This window comes from Fervidobacterium changbaicum, assembly GCF_004117075.1.
Classification (GTDB): domain Bacteria; phylum Thermotogota; class Thermotogae; order Thermotogales; family Fervidobacteriaceae; genus Fervidobacterium; species Fervidobacterium islandicum.
In genome coordinates this window covers 531,564-546,929 of sequence record NZ_CP026721.1, presented here as the reverse complement: position 1 = coordinate 546,929, position 15,366 = coordinate 531,564, and the positions used below count along the sequence as shown (strand labels likewise).

General features: G+C 39.6%; 14 protein-coding genes. 1 reads left to right on the top strand and 13 read right to left on the bottom strand.

All coding sequences use genetic code 11. The features are described from left to right. Positions 1-62 precede the first annotated feature (62 nt). From CBS1_RS02500 to CBS1_RS02490, 3 genes are read right to left on the bottom strand one after another with little or no spacing between them, the layout of a single operon-like run. Positions 63-1,310, bottom strand: coding sequence for an ABC transporter substrate-binding protein (locus tag CBS1_RS02500; protein WP_090221869.1), 1,248 nt, complete (start codon positions 1,308-1,310; stop codon positions 63-65). Further along, positions 1,307-2,608, bottom strand: a complete 1,302-nt coding sequence (locus CBS1_RS02495) for an FAD-dependent oxidoreductase (protein ID WP_033192769.1) — start codon at positions 2,606-2,608, stop codon at positions 1,307-1,309. Before CBS1_RS02495 ends, CBS1_RS02500 begins: the two co-directional genes overlap by 4 nt. Continuing rightward, positions 2,605-3,291: an N-acetylmannosamine-6-phosphate 2-epimerase gene (locus CBS1_RS02490; protein WP_241685549.1), complete on the bottom strand. Its 687-nt coding sequence runs from the start codon at positions 3,289-3,291 to the stop codon at positions 2,605-2,607. Before CBS1_RS02490 ends, CBS1_RS02495 begins: the two co-directional genes overlap by 4 nt. A 273-nt stretch (positions 3,292-3,564) precedes the next feature. On the opposite strand from CBS1_RS02490, the gene CBS1_RS02485 reads away from it, so the two are divergent. Further along, entirely contained in the window at positions 3,565-6,672 is a 3,108-nt protein-coding gene (locus CBS1_RS02485) for an alpha-mannosidase (protein ID WP_090221872.1), read from the top strand. 52 nt (positions 6,673-6,724) lie between these two features. On the opposite strand, the gene CBS1_RS02480 is transcribed toward CBS1_RS02485, so the two are convergent. From CBS1_RS02480 to CBS1_RS02435, 10 genes are all read right to left on the bottom strand, one after another. Further along, positions 6,725-7,678 carry an aldo/keto reductase gene (locus tag CBS1_RS02480; protein WP_033190854.1) on the bottom strand — a complete coding sequence of 318 codons (954 nt, stop codon included), beginning with the start codon at positions 7,676-7,678 and terminating at the stop codon, positions 6,725-6,727. 168 nt (positions 7,679-7,846) lie between these two features. Then, the gene (gene ftcD, locus CBS1_RS02475) at positions 7,847-8,758 is read right to left on the bottom strand and encodes a glutamate formimidoyltransferase (RefSeq protein ID WP_090221874.1); all 912 of its coding nucleotides are present in this window, start codon (positions 8,756-8,758) and stop codon (positions 7,847-7,849) included. Between the two features lie 34 nt (positions 8,759-8,792). Beyond that, on the bottom strand, positions 8,793-9,416 hold the full coding sequence (locus CBS1_RS02470) for an N-glycosylase/DNA lyase (protein ID WP_090221875.1): 624 nt from the start codon (positions 9,414-9,416) through the stop codon (positions 8,793-8,795). 23 nt (positions 9,417-9,439) lie between these two features. Next, positions 9,440-11,656, bottom strand: a complete 2,217-nt coding sequence (locus CBS1_RS02465) for a BamA/OMP85 family outer membrane protein (protein ID WP_090221877.1) — start codon at positions 11,654-11,656, stop codon at positions 9,440-9,442. A 32-nt stretch (positions 11,657-11,688) separates the two neighbouring features. Beyond that, the gene (locus CBS1_RS02460; protein WP_033190858.1) at positions 11,689-12,234 is read right to left on the bottom strand and encodes an ATP-binding protein; all 546 of its coding nucleotides are present in this window, start codon (positions 12,232-12,234) and stop codon (positions 11,689-11,691) included. Then, positions 12,222-12,704 carry a PHP-associated domain-containing protein gene (locus tag CBS1_RS02455; protein ID WP_236938624.1) on the bottom strand — a complete coding sequence of 161 codons (483 nt, stop codon included), beginning with the start codon at positions 12,702-12,704 and terminating at the stop codon, positions 12,222-12,224. Before CBS1_RS02455 ends, CBS1_RS02460 begins: the two co-directional genes overlap by 13 nt. A 231-nt stretch (positions 12,705-12,935) precedes the next feature. After that, entirely contained in the window at positions 12,936-13,265 is a 330-nt protein-coding gene (locus CBS1_RS02450) for an iron-sulfur binding hydrogenase (protein WP_090221879.1), read from the bottom strand. 43 nt (positions 13,266-13,308) lie between these two features. Further along, a complete protein-coding gene (locus CBS1_RS02445) occupies positions 13,309-13,692 on the bottom strand; it encodes a hypothetical protein (RefSeq protein WP_241685548.1) in 384 nt (127 codons plus the stop codon). Between the two features lie 208 nt (positions 13,693-13,900). After that, a complete protein-coding gene (gene ruvA / locus CBS1_RS02440) occupies positions 13,901-14,464 on the bottom strand; it encodes a Holliday junction branch migration protein RuvA (protein WP_033190861.1) in 564 nt (187 codons plus the stop codon). Then, positions 14,461-15,297, bottom strand: coding sequence for a TatD family hydrolase (locus tag CBS1_RS02435; protein ID WP_090221883.1), 837 nt, complete (start codon positions 15,295-15,297; stop codon positions 14,461-14,463). The genes ruvA and CBS1_RS02435 overlap by 4 nt, the downstream gene beginning before the upstream one ends. Between the last annotated feature and the right edge of the window lie 69 nt (positions 15,298-15,366).

The following is a 15,366-nucleotide window of genomic DNA, read 5'->3' as shown; positions in this document are numbered from 1 at the left end:
CCCCACATAAACTTAGCAAATGTGGGGGGCACCCCCCACACTAAATTGCCATGAGATTGCGTTTATTTTGCTAATATTGCATTGACTTCTTTTTCGGCCAAGCTCAGCGCTTCTTTTGCTGTAAGTTCGCCTTTAATTGCCTTCATCCAATAGTCCTGAAGAACCTTTCTGACATCTGGGAGTTTACTAGCTGGAACACCTATAACACTTGGAGCATTAAGATCTACTGCATTTTTCATGGAAAGACTTGCCATGTACATAGCTTTAGCGTTAAGGTCGCCTGCTTTAACTCTTTGTCTGAAATATTCACTTGTTTCCAAGCCTTGCACGGTTGAAGGTAATACTGTAGCGTACTTACTAAACTCTATCTGCCATTTCGGTGAAGTTACATGAGCAGCAAATTTTGCCGCTTCCTTTGGATATTTGCAAGTAACGGGAATCACAAGGTTCATCAATGAGACCTTTATTATCCCAGCTTTTCCAACGGGGTGTGGTGCCACATCCGTAACCTTGAATATATTCGGACTATTAACTTCTATGTGTTTTAGCATTGTCAACCCTGCTGGATACATAACTATCTTACCTTGCTGATAGAACTCTCTACCTTCACCATAACCGCCAAGCGACCTTGGCATCAAATTCTCTCTGTATGCTTTTTGGAACCATTCCAGTCGGGCAACCGCTTCTGGGGTGTTGAAAGCTGCCTTTTTGCCGTCTGGTGTTACTATAGGAACACCTTCCAAGAGAAGTTCATCAATAGCGATTATATTTGGCTCGAAACCGTATATATCCAATTTAGCCCTTATAATTCTCGAATACTCCAAAACTTCATCCCAAGTCTTTGGAGGTTTATTTGGATCGAGCCCTGCCTTTTTGAACAAGTCTTTATTGTACATTAATATCGGGATGGATGCATACCACGGAAACGCATAAGCTTTACCATTTACTACTGTTGCGTTCCAAAGCTTTTCCCAGTATTGTTTAATGGTGACTGGGGGAATTAAATTATCTATGGGCAATATTGCACCTTGAATTGCAAAGTCAACAGCCCAAGTTGTGTTCAAGTTCACAACATCAGGACCTTGCCCAGCCGCAATAGCCGCTGTTAACTTTTGAACTGCTGAAGCATAAGGTATATCAAGCCAATTGATTTTAATACCAGGATTGTTTTTTTCAAAATCAGCAATCATCGCTTTTAAGTATTCGTCAAACGTTGGACTTAAAGAAAGTGTCCAGAATTCCAACGTGATAGTTTTAGCAAAACCAATTGCAGCGATAAGAACCAACAGCACCAAAAATACCTTTTTCATTCCGAACCCCTCCCTTTTTCATTGTCTAGCATTCTTGACCTTATAATTTCATGAAAACTAGTATTTACCATACCAGCCGCACGTCCGATTGCTTCACCCATGTCCGTGCATGTTGCCATTATTCGAGCTGCGGATTGACCTAAAAATGTTCCCGAGAAATTTCGACCAACTATACCCAGGTTCACGAAATCTTTGGAAATCAGTGATCTTAATGGTATCTCGTAATAGTCTTCGTATCTGGGAACTTCAGAGGTGTTTTTTGAGTTGCTGGTTTGAATCTTTTTGTGAACATCGATGCCATAAACAGCTTTAACAACCCCATCCTCAAATCTGCTTTTTCTAATAACATCGTCTTCGGAGAAGGTATATAAACCCCGAATACGGCGACTCTCCCTGACGCCAAGATAAGTGGCTATCTTTTCAACGTAACAGTTTTCAAATCCGGGCACATATCTTTTTGCAAATGTGTACACTGTTTCAACCTGTTTGTGAAGATCCTTTAGTGCTTTCGAGATTTCAAAATCATCAGTTGTTTTGACCCATACGTGAGTCGTGTTAACTGTTACTCTACCAGTTCCAGGTAGTTGGTTGAAGAAGAAATAGTCAACCGGATAGTTGAGTCCATCTTCCTTTGCTTTTCTCACCTCCTTAAAGTATCCTCCTACGGACAAAACTTTCGAGTTTGGTGAAACCCATTTGAAAAAGTTTTCGGGCTCTCTTCTCACATATTCACGTACTTTCTCAAAGTCTACGTTCGCTAATGTGAACATGAGAGTTGTCCCTTGGTTTTCATGTGTTGTCTCATCTCCAGAATCGTATGAACAGCCTGCAAGGTAAGAAAAACTACCATCACCTGTCGCATCAACAAAAAGCTTAGAATGAATTTCATACTCGTTTCCTAACGCTGTTTTAACCACAACTTTTTCAATTCTTTTTAGTCCGGACTTTTCATCCTTGCTGTCTCTTACCGATATAGGTATCGCTCTGAAAAGGATATCCACACTTTGCAGTTTTTCCATCAATACTAATCGCAGTACCTCAGAGTCAAAACAATTTTCGATTATTCCATCTCGTTTTCTTAGATCTGTAATTAACTCTTCGAAGAAATCTCCACACAGCAACTGGTTATCAAGCCAGAACCTCATGAATGGATTAACAAGTCCTGCAGTTGCATTGCCACCAACGACTGAGCTTTGTTCGATTAAGATTACCTTTTTCCCAAGTCGCTGAGCCGTTACTGCTGCACTTACACCTGCGAGGCCTGCACCAAACACGGTAACATCATATTCAAGTGTCATCTCTTTTCACTCCTCGAGCCATTGGTACTCCTGAATGTTTCGACGAGTTTGGACAACATTATCCATGGTCTTGTTATTGCTGTTCCAACAACAACTGCGTACGCACCAGCAATAAGTGCTTGTGTAATCTCTTCTTCATTTGAATAACCACCTTCAGCAATTACAGGAACTGGAGAAAACGAAGATAACCTTTTTACAAGCTCTATATTTGGCAGTTTAACGTTTTTTGTATAGTCCGTATATCCGCTGAGGGTTGTTGCCAGATAGTCCGGCTTTAAAGGTAGAACTCGTTCTGCATCAAATTCATCTGCTATATCAGCTATAATCTCTACATGGGGAAACCTAGTTCTCACCATGCTGAATAAATCTTCTACAGGAACAGGGCGCTTGCGACGGGTGCAATCTATAGCTACTACATCACAACCAGCGCTTACTACTTCTTTGACGTCCTCAAAAGTTGGAGTTATATATGCTTCATACGCCCTGTTCTTAACCAAGCCTATAATGGGAATATTTATTTTTCCCTTCAAAATTTTGACGTGCTCCCTACCATTGGTTCTTATAGCTACCGCTCCTACGCTTTCAGCAATTTTCGCCATGCTTAGGACAAAGCATGGGTCCGTAATGGGATCTGTAGGTTCCAATTGAACACTCAAGATAATCCCACGTTGTATTTTTTCCAACTGCACCACCCTTTCGTTTGAGCAATTGCGAAGACAAAATTGAAATATTCTCCAAAAAAATTTTATCATTGGAAATCATTTCCAAAAAATCTGTTTTTTCTGAGAAAATAGGTGGGAATCTGTGAAAAAAGAATAAAAGAATTGAAATCAATCTTTGTCTAAAGTTATCTCTTTTTTCTTTCCAATCATGCTATGGGAAATTATTCTTCCAAAAGTATATAATTTTGATAAAGTGAAGCTGATTTAATTGTTGAAGAAAGGGGAGCGATTGCTATGTACAGAAAAAGACAAATCGAATGCTCAAGATTTTACAAACTACTTGATGAGCTGATGCCGTATTGTGTGGTCAAAGTTGAAGAACTGAGTTGGAAACACAACACGAAGTCAATAAATCTTCCTTATGAGTGGAATGATATGAGCTATCCTGTAGTTTTCTCAACGGAATTTCAGATAAAACCATCAGAGAATTCCCATGTGTGTTACTTGCGTGGTTGGTTTGGTGGAGAATCTCTTGTTAGAATTGATGGAAAACCTTTTGGAGAGATAAACGAATACCACAGAGAAGTAAACCTAACTCAATTTTGCGATGGTGAGAAGCACGAAATAATTGTTGAAACAATGCCAAGGGGGCTTTTCGGAACCAAATCGGAACCCGTATTTAGTGAGGGCTTTTTAATTTTCTACGATGCCGATATGTTAAGAGCAGTAAGATTTTTTAGAAACGTTGTTGAAGTAGTACAAGAAAGTGCGGATGAAGGTCTGGCTACGTTCTTAATAGACTCGTTAGACAAATGTCTACATACCATAGAGATTCCTCGTGACACGGAAAACTACTTACACGGACTAAATAGAAATGAGTCAGCTAAACACATAGTCTCTAGCGTTTGGGAACCACCTATAATTCCAACGTTGTACCGAATGTGGCGAAAAGACGTTAGGGAATCTCTGTTAAATGCTTACAAAGAGTTAATTTCAAAGCTTTTGAATGCATCGATAAGATTTCCCATGATAGGAAAGGTTTACTTAGCTGGGCACGCACATATCGATTATGCTTGGCTTTGGCCTGTTGAGGAAACTAAACGAAAGATCGTCAGAACATTTGCAAATGCTGTTCAACTGGCGAAAAGATACAAAGATTTTGTATTTATTCAGTCGTCTGCTCAGATGTATGAAGACTTGAAGGAAAGTTATCCAGAACTTTTTGAGCAAATAAAGGATTTAGTAAACAAGGGTCAGTGGGAACCAGTTGGAGGTATGTGGGTTGAGTCGGATTGCAATATCCCAAGCGTAGAGTCTCTTATCAGACAGTTCTACTACGGTCAGAAGTTCTTTGAAGAGCATTTTGGAAGGTTTTCAAAAGTGGCTTGGTTGCCTGATGTATTTGGATTTTCATGGGTGTTACCCCAGGTTTTGAAAGAATCAGGAATAGAATTTTTTGTGACGACAAAACTCAATTGGAATGAATCGAATGATTTCCCTTACGACATATGCAAATGGCGTGGGATTGATGGGACTGAGGTAGTCTATTACAATTACAAGAACTTAGAGGAAGGTTATAATGGAAGAATTAGTGCAAAGTCAATCATAAACACTTGGCAGAATTTTCGCCAGAAGGAACTGACCGACAAGGTCTTCTTAACGTTTGGTTACGGTGATGGTGGTGGTGGACCTACGGAAGAAATGTGTGAGAATTACTATGCTCTGAAGGAGATTCCTGGGATACCAGATGTAGAGTACTCGACAACGGAGAATTTCTTTGAAAAACTGAAAGAAGATTTTTCTGCCGAGAATTTGCCAACATGGGACAATGAACTTTATTTGGAACTCCATCGTGGTACGCTGACTTCACAAAGCAGGACAAAACGTTTGCACAAAATTGCTGAAGAATACTTAAGAATTACTGAGATCTTGAATGCTTTATACGATGGTGAGTTGCAACAAGAGATTGACAAGCTATGGAAAATACTGCTTCGGAATGAGTTTCACGACATTCTCCCAGGTTCTGCAATACACGAGGTCTACGAGACAACTAATAACGAGCTGAGTTATATTATCTCACGCTGTAAAGAACTTCAGGAAAGCATAGTTTCTGGAAATAAAGCATCATCCAGTGGATACATTACACTTTTCAATACCTCTTCTTTTGAGCAAGGAATTGAATTTGAATTAGAAAGGAGTCTGGAGCTCGATTTCAACGGTAAGCCTTTAAGAAAGGTTTGTACGTACGACGGTAAGTATTTTTACAAGCTGATTGGTGACGACGTGTTTATTGAACCTTTGGGATTTGCAACGCTGAATGTTGATAACCTTGATAATGTCAGAAATCCTAATGAATCAATTCCATCTAACAACACGACGTTCATGATTTCAAGGAACGAAAGGGGCTATCATGTAGAAAATATGCATCTGAAGGTTGATATATTCAACGACGGTTCTTTGCAAATTTACAACAAACATCTAAGAAAATCCGCATTTAAGGGGAAAGGCAATTTGATGGCTTTGTACAAGGATGTTCCGGCTTACTGGGACAACTGGGATATAGATTATCGTTCTCGTTTTTCTGAAAAGATTTTGAAAGCAGACGACGTTTTTGTAGTTGAGGATAATGAGCTGAGGAAAGTTTTGAAAGCAACGTACAGCGTTGGAGGTTCAGTAGTTGAGCAATTCTTTATCATTGGAAATGATAACGAAGAGGTCGTTATACGAACGCTTGTGGATTGGCACCAAAGAAGGACTGTACTGAAAGTGAAATTCCCAACAAACGTACTTTCCAGAATTGCCAAATTTGATATCGATGGAGGATACATTGAAAGGGCTACGCATAGGAATACGAACTTTGAAAAAGCACGTTTTGAGGTGTTGGCGCACAGATGGGTAGATATTTCACAGTACGACTTTGGTGTATCGATAATAAACGATGGTAAATACGGTCATTCGGTTGAAGGTTCGAATATAGAGCTAACGGTCCTAAAGGCAGGAATATATCCCGATTTTTACGATGATGAAGGAAAACAAGAATTTTCCTACGCTATATATCTTCATGGAGCTTGCGATGTCAAGGATATCGTCCAGAGAGCGGACAAATTCAATAAGCGAATAATTGTGTTTGAAGGTTTGCTAAGTCAACCGAAGAATTTGTTAGATATTAAGTCAGATAATTTCAAAGTGCTTTCTTACAGAAAAATAGGCGAGAAGAAAGTTGTAAGGATATGCGAGCAAGTTGGCTCATCAGGTGAATTAGAAGTAGTTCCGAAGTTTCTTTTCTCTAAAGCATACCTAACAGATATTTTGGAAAACGCGAAAAAGGATTTGGAAGTGTGTGGTGGGAGTGTCAAGATTGAGTATGAACCTTTCAAGATTTATACCTTGGTGATTGAATAAAAAAGCCGCGCATTAGCGCGGCCTTACTGCTTTGATTAATCATTTTTCGTGATTAAAATAGTGACGAGAGTTCTCTGTAAATTTCATCAGTTATTTTGTCTTTAACTTCTACAGCTTTTATATTTTCTTTAAGTTGCTCAAGTGAGCTCACACCGAGTATCACACTACTTACGTGCGGATTTTTGAGACACCAAGCTATGGAGAGCTGAGACATTGTAACACCGAGGTTGTCAGCGATTTGTTTGAGTCTCTTAATCTTATTCGTTGTTTCTTCACCAAAAATGCCGCGTTCCTCCATGACTTGTTTTAGCCATGGCCACCTGTCAAGTCTTGAACCTTGCGGGATACCCTCCAAATACTTACCGGTAAGTACACCTGAAGCAAGTGGGCTCCACGTGGTCAGTCCCATTCCGTATTTTTCGTAAATTGGGGCGTATTCTTTCTCGACTCTATCTTTGAATATAAGGTTGTACTGAGGTTGTTCAACAACTGGTGGTATGCAATTAAGTTCTTTTGCAACCTGATGTGCTTTCTCTATTTCTTCAGCACTCCATTCGCTTGTGCCCCAGTAAAACGCAAGACCACTTCGCAAAATCTGATCCATTGTCCAGACAACCTCTTCCATTGGAACTTCTGGATCCGGTCTATGGCAGTACACTATATCTACGTAATCCAGCTGCAATCTCTTCAAAGAATTCCAAATACCTTCTAGTAGATGCTTTCTGGAAAGTCCTTTGTCATTTGGACCATCTCCACCCCAGAAAATTTTTGTGGAAACAACTAAATCTTCTCTTTTGTACTCTTTTAGTATTATCCCAAGTATAGATTCAGCAATTCCATTTGCATACGCTTCGGCGGTGTCGATAAAATTTATTCCGCTTGAGACCGCGTATCTAACTACTTCTCGTGTTGCTTTAAGATCCAGTTGACTACCAAATGTTAGCCATGTTCCAAGTGAAACCTCGCTGATTCTCAAACCCCACTTGCCTACTTTTCTGTACTCCATAATTCTCACCTCCATCTCTTTTGTGCAAAAACTAAGATTATACAAAGAAAAAAGTTCGAATCACGAACCTTTCAGTGATATTATATCACAAAACAAACGGGAGATGCAAGTGCATCTCCCGTTAAAAATATGATTTTAGAGATTGTGAATTAACGCAGTTTAGTGCTTTTATTCTTCTTTTGTTAATTCGTTAAGTAGCCTTTCTTCTATAACCCTGTTTGTTCCAAAATCGTCAATTTGCAAATACCATGCGAATGTGTCAACAATAGCTTGTAAAGGGACCATGCCTATAATTTCACTTCCAACAACTGGGACTCCGTACCTTGCTGCTTCACGTTTTATAGTCTCGAAGACTCTGAAGATTGGTGATTTCTTGTAATTTGTTAAATTCATAGATACCTGTACGATACCCTTTTCTTTCAATTCCACACCCATCGCTTTAACGTATCTGTATCCACCGCTGATGTGTCTTACTGCCTTTGCTATTTTGTCGGCAATCTCTATGTTGTTTGTTCCAAGATTTACGTTGAACGCAATTAGGAATTCCCTTGCTCCAACAGCAGTAACACCTGCCGTTTCATGAACTCGAACTGGTCCGAAATCTGGTTTCCATTTTGGGTCTTTGATTTTTTCAAAGAAACCTTCAAATTCGCCTTTTCTAATTTCAGAAAGGTTCTCCCTCTCTGGTCTTGTTGCACTGCGTTCGTATAGATAAACGGGGATCCCAAGTTCTTCGCCTATTCTTTTGCCAAGTTGCTTAGACCACTCCACACATTCTTGCATAGTTGTTCCAATTAGTGGAACAAGAGGAATAACGTCCGTGGCTCCCATCCTTGGATGTTCGCCTTTGTGGTAACGCAGGTCTATGAGTTCGGCTGCTTTCTTTGTCATATCAAAAAGTGCGTTAAGAACTTGCTCGGGCTCACCGACGAGCGTAACAACAGACCTATTATGGTCTTTGTCCATCGACCAGTCGAGTACTTTTACTTTTGGATATTTGCTTGCTTCTTCAATAATCTGTCTTACAATTTCTTCCCTTCTACCCTCGCTGAAATTTGGAACGCTCTCAATTAGTTTCATCGAAATTCCCCCTTCTTTAATTAGACAGTATTGTTTACTTGTCCACTGTCTTTTTTATCATATACCACAGGTAGAGGTCAAACTTCCCTAAGTGCTCTCCAAACATCTCTGCAACCTTTCTAAGACGTTCTTCGTAATCTAAATATCGTTTTTTCGTCCATCCTTTTGGTATCTCTTCGATTAAGCTGTGCTTGTTCATAACCCTTAGAACATGCTTATCAAGTATGGCATAGTTGGTGTACGCAACGTTACGTAGAAAGTGCGAGCTTTCCTTCCAGCCAAGTCCTTTTACGTTCTTTACTATGTATTCTCTTGGATCCTCCTGTTGTATCAATTCCTTGAGTTTTCCAAAGAGCCATCTGTTTGAGACTATGTACTCTGCTCGTGCTTCAGGGTACCTATGCCCAACTTCACGTAATTTGGCGACTAGTTCTTCCTTTGACATATACACAAATCCATTTCCGATGATTTTTTGAGCCTTTATACCACCCTGGGCACTCCAATTCGCTGTTAGAATGCAAAAACATAGCTCTGAAAATAAGTCTTCCTCAGATCCTTCTCTTCTCAGCTTTTCAAACTCTCTCCATCTCGACTCGACAAGAGGCTTTGCTTCTTCTCTAATTCGCTCAAGGTTCTTAAGCAATTCGTTAACACTCATTCTTTGAAAACCTCCAAGGTATTTTAGAATGTTTGGCCGAGTATGAAGTACGTGTTGAAATTTGGAGAAAATGTCGGTAAGATTTGTAATCCCACGCCGACTCGGACCAAGCCAAACATTGGCAAAACCAATCCGAGTTCTAAACCGGTGGATGATTTAAGATTGTCGAACGAATAGTCTTGGCCAACAAAACCGATGTCGTAAAAGAGTGAGAAATAGAATATCTGATCTGCTTCTTTGAATCGGATTTCGTTGTTGTTCAGCACAAGAACTGTCCCTTTCTCGTCACTTTTAGCTCCTCTTACTTGGTACGGACCTGCGAGGCTAAAACTGATTGGTGCTCCCGATGTTTGGAAAACCTGAGAGTTGTAAATTCGAGTTGCTAATGAAATAGTTTCTGATAACGGGAAGTGGTAAGTAACTTCGGCGAAGTAACTAACAGCATCCGAACCTTGTTCTGAGAACGGGAAGTATTTCGTTCCACTTAATGTAAGCGAATAACCTTTCATAGGAACATAGAGATTATCAAGGGTTTCATAGATGTAAGTTCCTGTCAGACTCAGTGTTTTTGTTGTGAGAACTGTTTCAGACGAAACCGTTGTTTCGGAATAGCTTGTGCTTAAGGAAAACTGACCAATTGGAAGTTTTAACGTACTGATTCCTGCTGAAGTGCTCCATTTTGTCGTAGTTGTTCCTTCCTCTGTCTCTTGATTGAACGATATAGAGGATGTAAAGCCAAGAGGCATTTCAAAGGGTTTTCTAATTCCAAAACTTAACGATAGATTTGTATTAGAAAGTGCTTTCATCAATGATACAGAGAAGTTTTCACCGTAACCAAAAGGATTTGTGGAGGACAGTGAGAGGACACCAGCAAATCCTTCATACCAAGGTCTATCATTCACAGGTCCCCAAGTAATACCAACTTGAAAATCAGAATCGGATTTCTTATCTTTCTCCAAAACCGTCACAATTACGTTGGCATTAGATGTATCTAAAGGTTCGATGTTGAGCTTCACGTCTTTAAAGAAATTACTCTTCTTTAGTTCGATGTACGTTGCTTGAAGTTGGTTGCGGTTTAGATAGTCACCTGGTTTAACGGCAATGAGATCGTCAAAGACGTAAGTCTTAGTTCGATCGTTTCCAAGTATCTTTACGTCCTTAACCTTTGTTTCGGTTACCACTATGTACAAATAACCGTCACTGCCTGCCTCCAAATTCAGGTTGACGTAATAACCTGCCTTGTCATATTTGTCTTTTACGGCCTGTATAGCTTTCAAAATTTGAAAGTTTGTGTACACACCTTCTTTTGGTTCTCCAACAAGTTCCTTTTCAGTAAAAATGGTGTTACCCTTGGTTCTGATTCCTTTCAGTTGAACTGGCTGAGTTACAACGGTGTTGTCTGTTACCGTGACTACAAGTTCCTTTGCAGGAGTATCTGTTTCTATCTCAGATGATGAAATGTCAATTACCTTAAAGTACACGTATTTAGAAAGAAATTGGAAAAATTCTTGCATTTTTTGTAAGTTTGGTACATAATTCCTGGGGCTATCGAAGATTTTCAAAAGTATGTTCTTTTGTGCGTAATCTTTGTACTTCGATAAGCTAACTTGGTTTTCAATTTTCTTAAACTCTGCTTTGAATTGTTCGTCATCACTTAGAATTTCAAATTTTACATCGTAAAGTACGTACTCGGTCACCTTGAACAAGACGTTGTTACCATCAATACGACCGGAAACGTAGACAAAAGCAAACGTCTTATCTTCCGATTTTGGTGTTGCAACTATGTATCCATTGTCAGAATATATTTTTGCTATATTGTTTATACTCTCCCAGAATTTGTTGAAACTAAAAGCCTTACCTTCCTGGATCGTTATTGAACTTTGCAACGTTTCTTTTGATATAATTCCCGGGCCGGCGATTTCAAGCGAAACTTTTGTGATAGGTTCGTTTTCCACAACTTTGATAACAAGGACCTTCTCATTTTCCTTACCTTGTACGCTTTCAAGGTTGTATTGAACATCTTCAAAATATCCGAGTTCTTCGAGATTGGAGATTATATCTTCGACCGCGTACATGTTTATATCCTTTCCTATGTACGTACTGTAAGCTTGTGCAAGCTCATCTTTCTCGATGGTCCTTAATCCTTCGAACCTTACGTCGTTTAATACGAAGCCAAGTAGTGTTGCACTTAAGAAGATAAAAAGTAGAGTTAAACCAATCAGAACAAGTTTTCTTCGCATGTTTTTTTCCTCCCCTTTTGAGTTTTGTAAAGTTATTGGTAATTCATAATTGAATTTTCAAGTTCTGCAAGCAGCTCCGACAATGTCTTTATCTTTTCTGGTGTATCCAAGATTCCAAAGTACTCTTTTACAGTCTTGGAAGAGATTTCGTAGCAGTCTTGGTTGTAACATCTTTGGATGTCCCAGTTGATATCTTGGTTGAGCAGAAGTACAAGAAAGGTATCAACCAAGTTCCCAACTGGTTGACAATCGATATGGGACTTGTAAAACAGTGCCTCAGTTTTCGTACCTTTGCCGTATTCTGAGCTCACTTTAACATATCCGCCCGTTGCTTCTGCAGACTGCTTTAAGAACGGTAAGCCAAGTCCAACCTTTCGTATCTCTTTTTTTCGTGTTGTGACAAACGGATCGAATATTTTTTCGAGTATATCTGGTCTGATTCCGCCTGCGTCATCCTCGATGGAAAAATAAAAAGTATCATCCGTTTCTTTGATTAGCAATCTAACATTCTTTGCTCCAGCATTTATCGAGTTTTCAGCTATATCGTGCACGTGGTCAGACAGTGTTATAAGTCCCAAATTGTTTTGAACCTCCTTTCCCGGATTAACTGTAACACGTCTTCTGCACTCTTTGGTTTTTCATCAAAGTACACTTTCCTCGAACCCACTTCATCTGGTGTGTGAGCATCAGAAGAAGTTAACACAACGAATCCCTGAGCTCTCAATTCTAAGGCTACTTCTCTTTTTCGTACCTCCACATACTTAACGTTAGGCGGAACCATTCCAAGTTGCTGAATTGCACCGAACTTCCTGTCAACGTGTGCGAGTACTGCAAGCCCGTTGTGTTGCTTAATCAGTTCCAAGGCATCATCAATTGTTAGATTCGTAGGAAAACCAAGGTAATAATCCAGAGCTCCAACGAACGTTTCGTTCTTATCTAAAACTATTTCGTAACCATATTTTTCTGGGTCGTATTCGAATTTTGGAAGCATATCTTCCACAAATTCTGAAACAGCTAATGCATCCTCGATGCTTGGGAAATAACCCAATAAGTGAACGTCTTCCAATGTGTGAATTTCAATACCAGGAACAATAATTTTGTCTTTGCATAAAAAAGTAAAAACCGCAACATTTCGTGCGGAGTTATGATCGGTAATAGAAAATACCTCCAATTCAGAGTTGCACACTACCGAAGGGACCATTGTAAGTTCCGCACAGGGAGATAAGCAAGAATGAACATGCAGATCGGCTCTATACATTTTTTCGACCACTATTCACAATTAACGAATGCCGAGTTCGTAAATCTTCCCAGCCAGTATGTAAGAACTTTCTAAAGAAGAGTAAAGGTTGATACCTTCTTCTTTAGCCTTTTCTATTGTATCCGGAGTAAAATCTAGTCCTTCGCACAGTACGATCGCCTTAATACCCGTCAGTGCAGCTACAGCTATAATGTTCACATGGCTCTGAACTGTAAGCCAAATAGTGTTTTGCTGTGCTGAACGCATAACAACGCTTAATAAGTCACCAATGTAACAGTGTTCGATTTCATAATCATTGCAGAAAACTACCTCTCTTAAACCTATGACCTTTGCTATTTCTGAGATTTTCACAAATGCCCCTCCCCCTGTTGTTTTTTCACGGAATATCGTTACTCTAAACCGTTGTGTTTAAAAGCATTCCGACGAGCAGTTCAGGAATCCTCATGCCCACCATAAGTGCATTAATAGCCATCGTGAGTAAGAGTATTTGTTGGAACAATTTTTCCCGCTCCGTAGGGTCAACCGTTTGTTGGAGTTTCCTATACAATTCATCTATTTTCCTTTCGATTTCACTTCTCTTTATATCGGAGTCTTCACCTATGTTGCCTTGCTGATTTTCGTTCGAATGGCCGTTATCCCTCTGCCCCGGAACATAGATAAGTACTTTGGTTTTACCGGCAACTGCTGCAAGGAACGAACCACGCTTTTGAACATCAAGGTATATGCCACCGTATACAATGAATCCACCTTGTTCGGCAGCTTGCTTTTTAAAGTCCATATAGTTGGCAAATTCCTGACTAATCACTCTCAGAAAACTTTGACTTGCCGGTGCGCCAAATGGAACTCCTGGTTCTCCAGGGTCTAATTTATAACTTAAAACGGGGTTGACCACACTTGGTGAATTTGTAGCTGAAATTCCACCAAAAGGACTTACCCCATAACGATACCTTCTTTCTTCTAGACATTCTTGCCTACAGTATTTTTCTTCACATCTTCGATAAAATCTTGAGTGACTCTTTTATCAGCTTGGATAAGGAAGCGTCTGGAAATTCTTTTCTTGCATGTTTTACAGCATTTTGAGCTTGTGATTTTGCATATCCAAGCGATACAAGAGCTTCGATTGCTTCGAGTGATACCTCATCAACCTGCATAGGTTCAAACTCATCTTTGAGTTCGGCAACTATCCTTTCAGCAGTCTTTTTACCAATTCCAGGGATCGAAGATAGTCTTTCGATGTCGCCGTTTGCTATTGCAGTTGACAGAAGTTCTATACTTGCTGATGAAAGGATCTTTATTGCACTCTTAGGTCCCAACTTAGATACCTTTATGAGCTTTTCGAATACATCTCTTTTTTCCTTTGAATTGAACCCGTATATACTCATATCTTCCTGTGAGACTATCAGTTTTGTATACACAACAACTTCTTCACCTTCGGTAGTTTCGGAAAAGCTTTCTGCATCGCAGATAATTCCCAGTACGATATTTCCTACGTCAACAAGGACCTTCCCTTCGCTACGACCTAAGAACCTTCCTCGAATTTGCTCTATCATTTTGCATCATCTCCGAGTGGTTCTTGTTGTTCAACCTTGAACAATTTATCGCTTATAATATCACGGAAGATTTCTTTTACGTTACTCCACATCGTTTCCGAAACATCGGAGCCAAATATCCTTTCAAGTTCGTCATATACGTATGAAACATAAATTGGTTCGTTTCGCTTACCTCGATACTGTTGCGGTGGTAAGTAAGGACAATCTGTTTCGGGGACAATATTTTCCCTTCCTATTATTTTGACCACGTTTCTTAGCATTTCGTTCTTTGGATATGTAATGGGACCTCCAATACCAAGTTTAAATCCAAGCTTCACAAACCTTTTTGCCCAAGTTTCATCAGCACCGAACGCATGTACTATCCCTTTTAAATCTTCTGAAGAAAATGCCTTAAGGATATCATATGTATCTTCGTACGCATCTCTGATATGCAAAATTACCGGTAAATGCAACTCCAATGCCAGTGCAAGTTGGTCTGCGAAAACTTTTTTCTGAATATCGACAGGTGAAATATTCCTGAAATAATCTAATCCTATTTCGCCTATTGCGATGATCCTATTTATTTTTGTTGCCTTTTCTTCAAGAATATCCAGATACTTTGTGCCGATTTCGTGTGCTTCTTTCGAATCATGAGGATGGATTCCTATTGCTAAGTAGGTATTTGGTAAGCTGTTTGAAATGGAGATACATGGTTCCATGTCTTGCAAGCTTGTTGAAACATTAAGCACAAAGTGCAGTTGTGCAGTTCTCGTTAAAACATCACGAAAATCAGCTTTGAAGTGGGGCATATGTAGATGCGCATGCGTATCAATTATTTTCCTTCCTTGATCCATTGGTTATTCCTCCTTTTCCTGCTATAATTATACCAGATAAAAAGTTAGTTTGATAAGTTTTAAGAAACG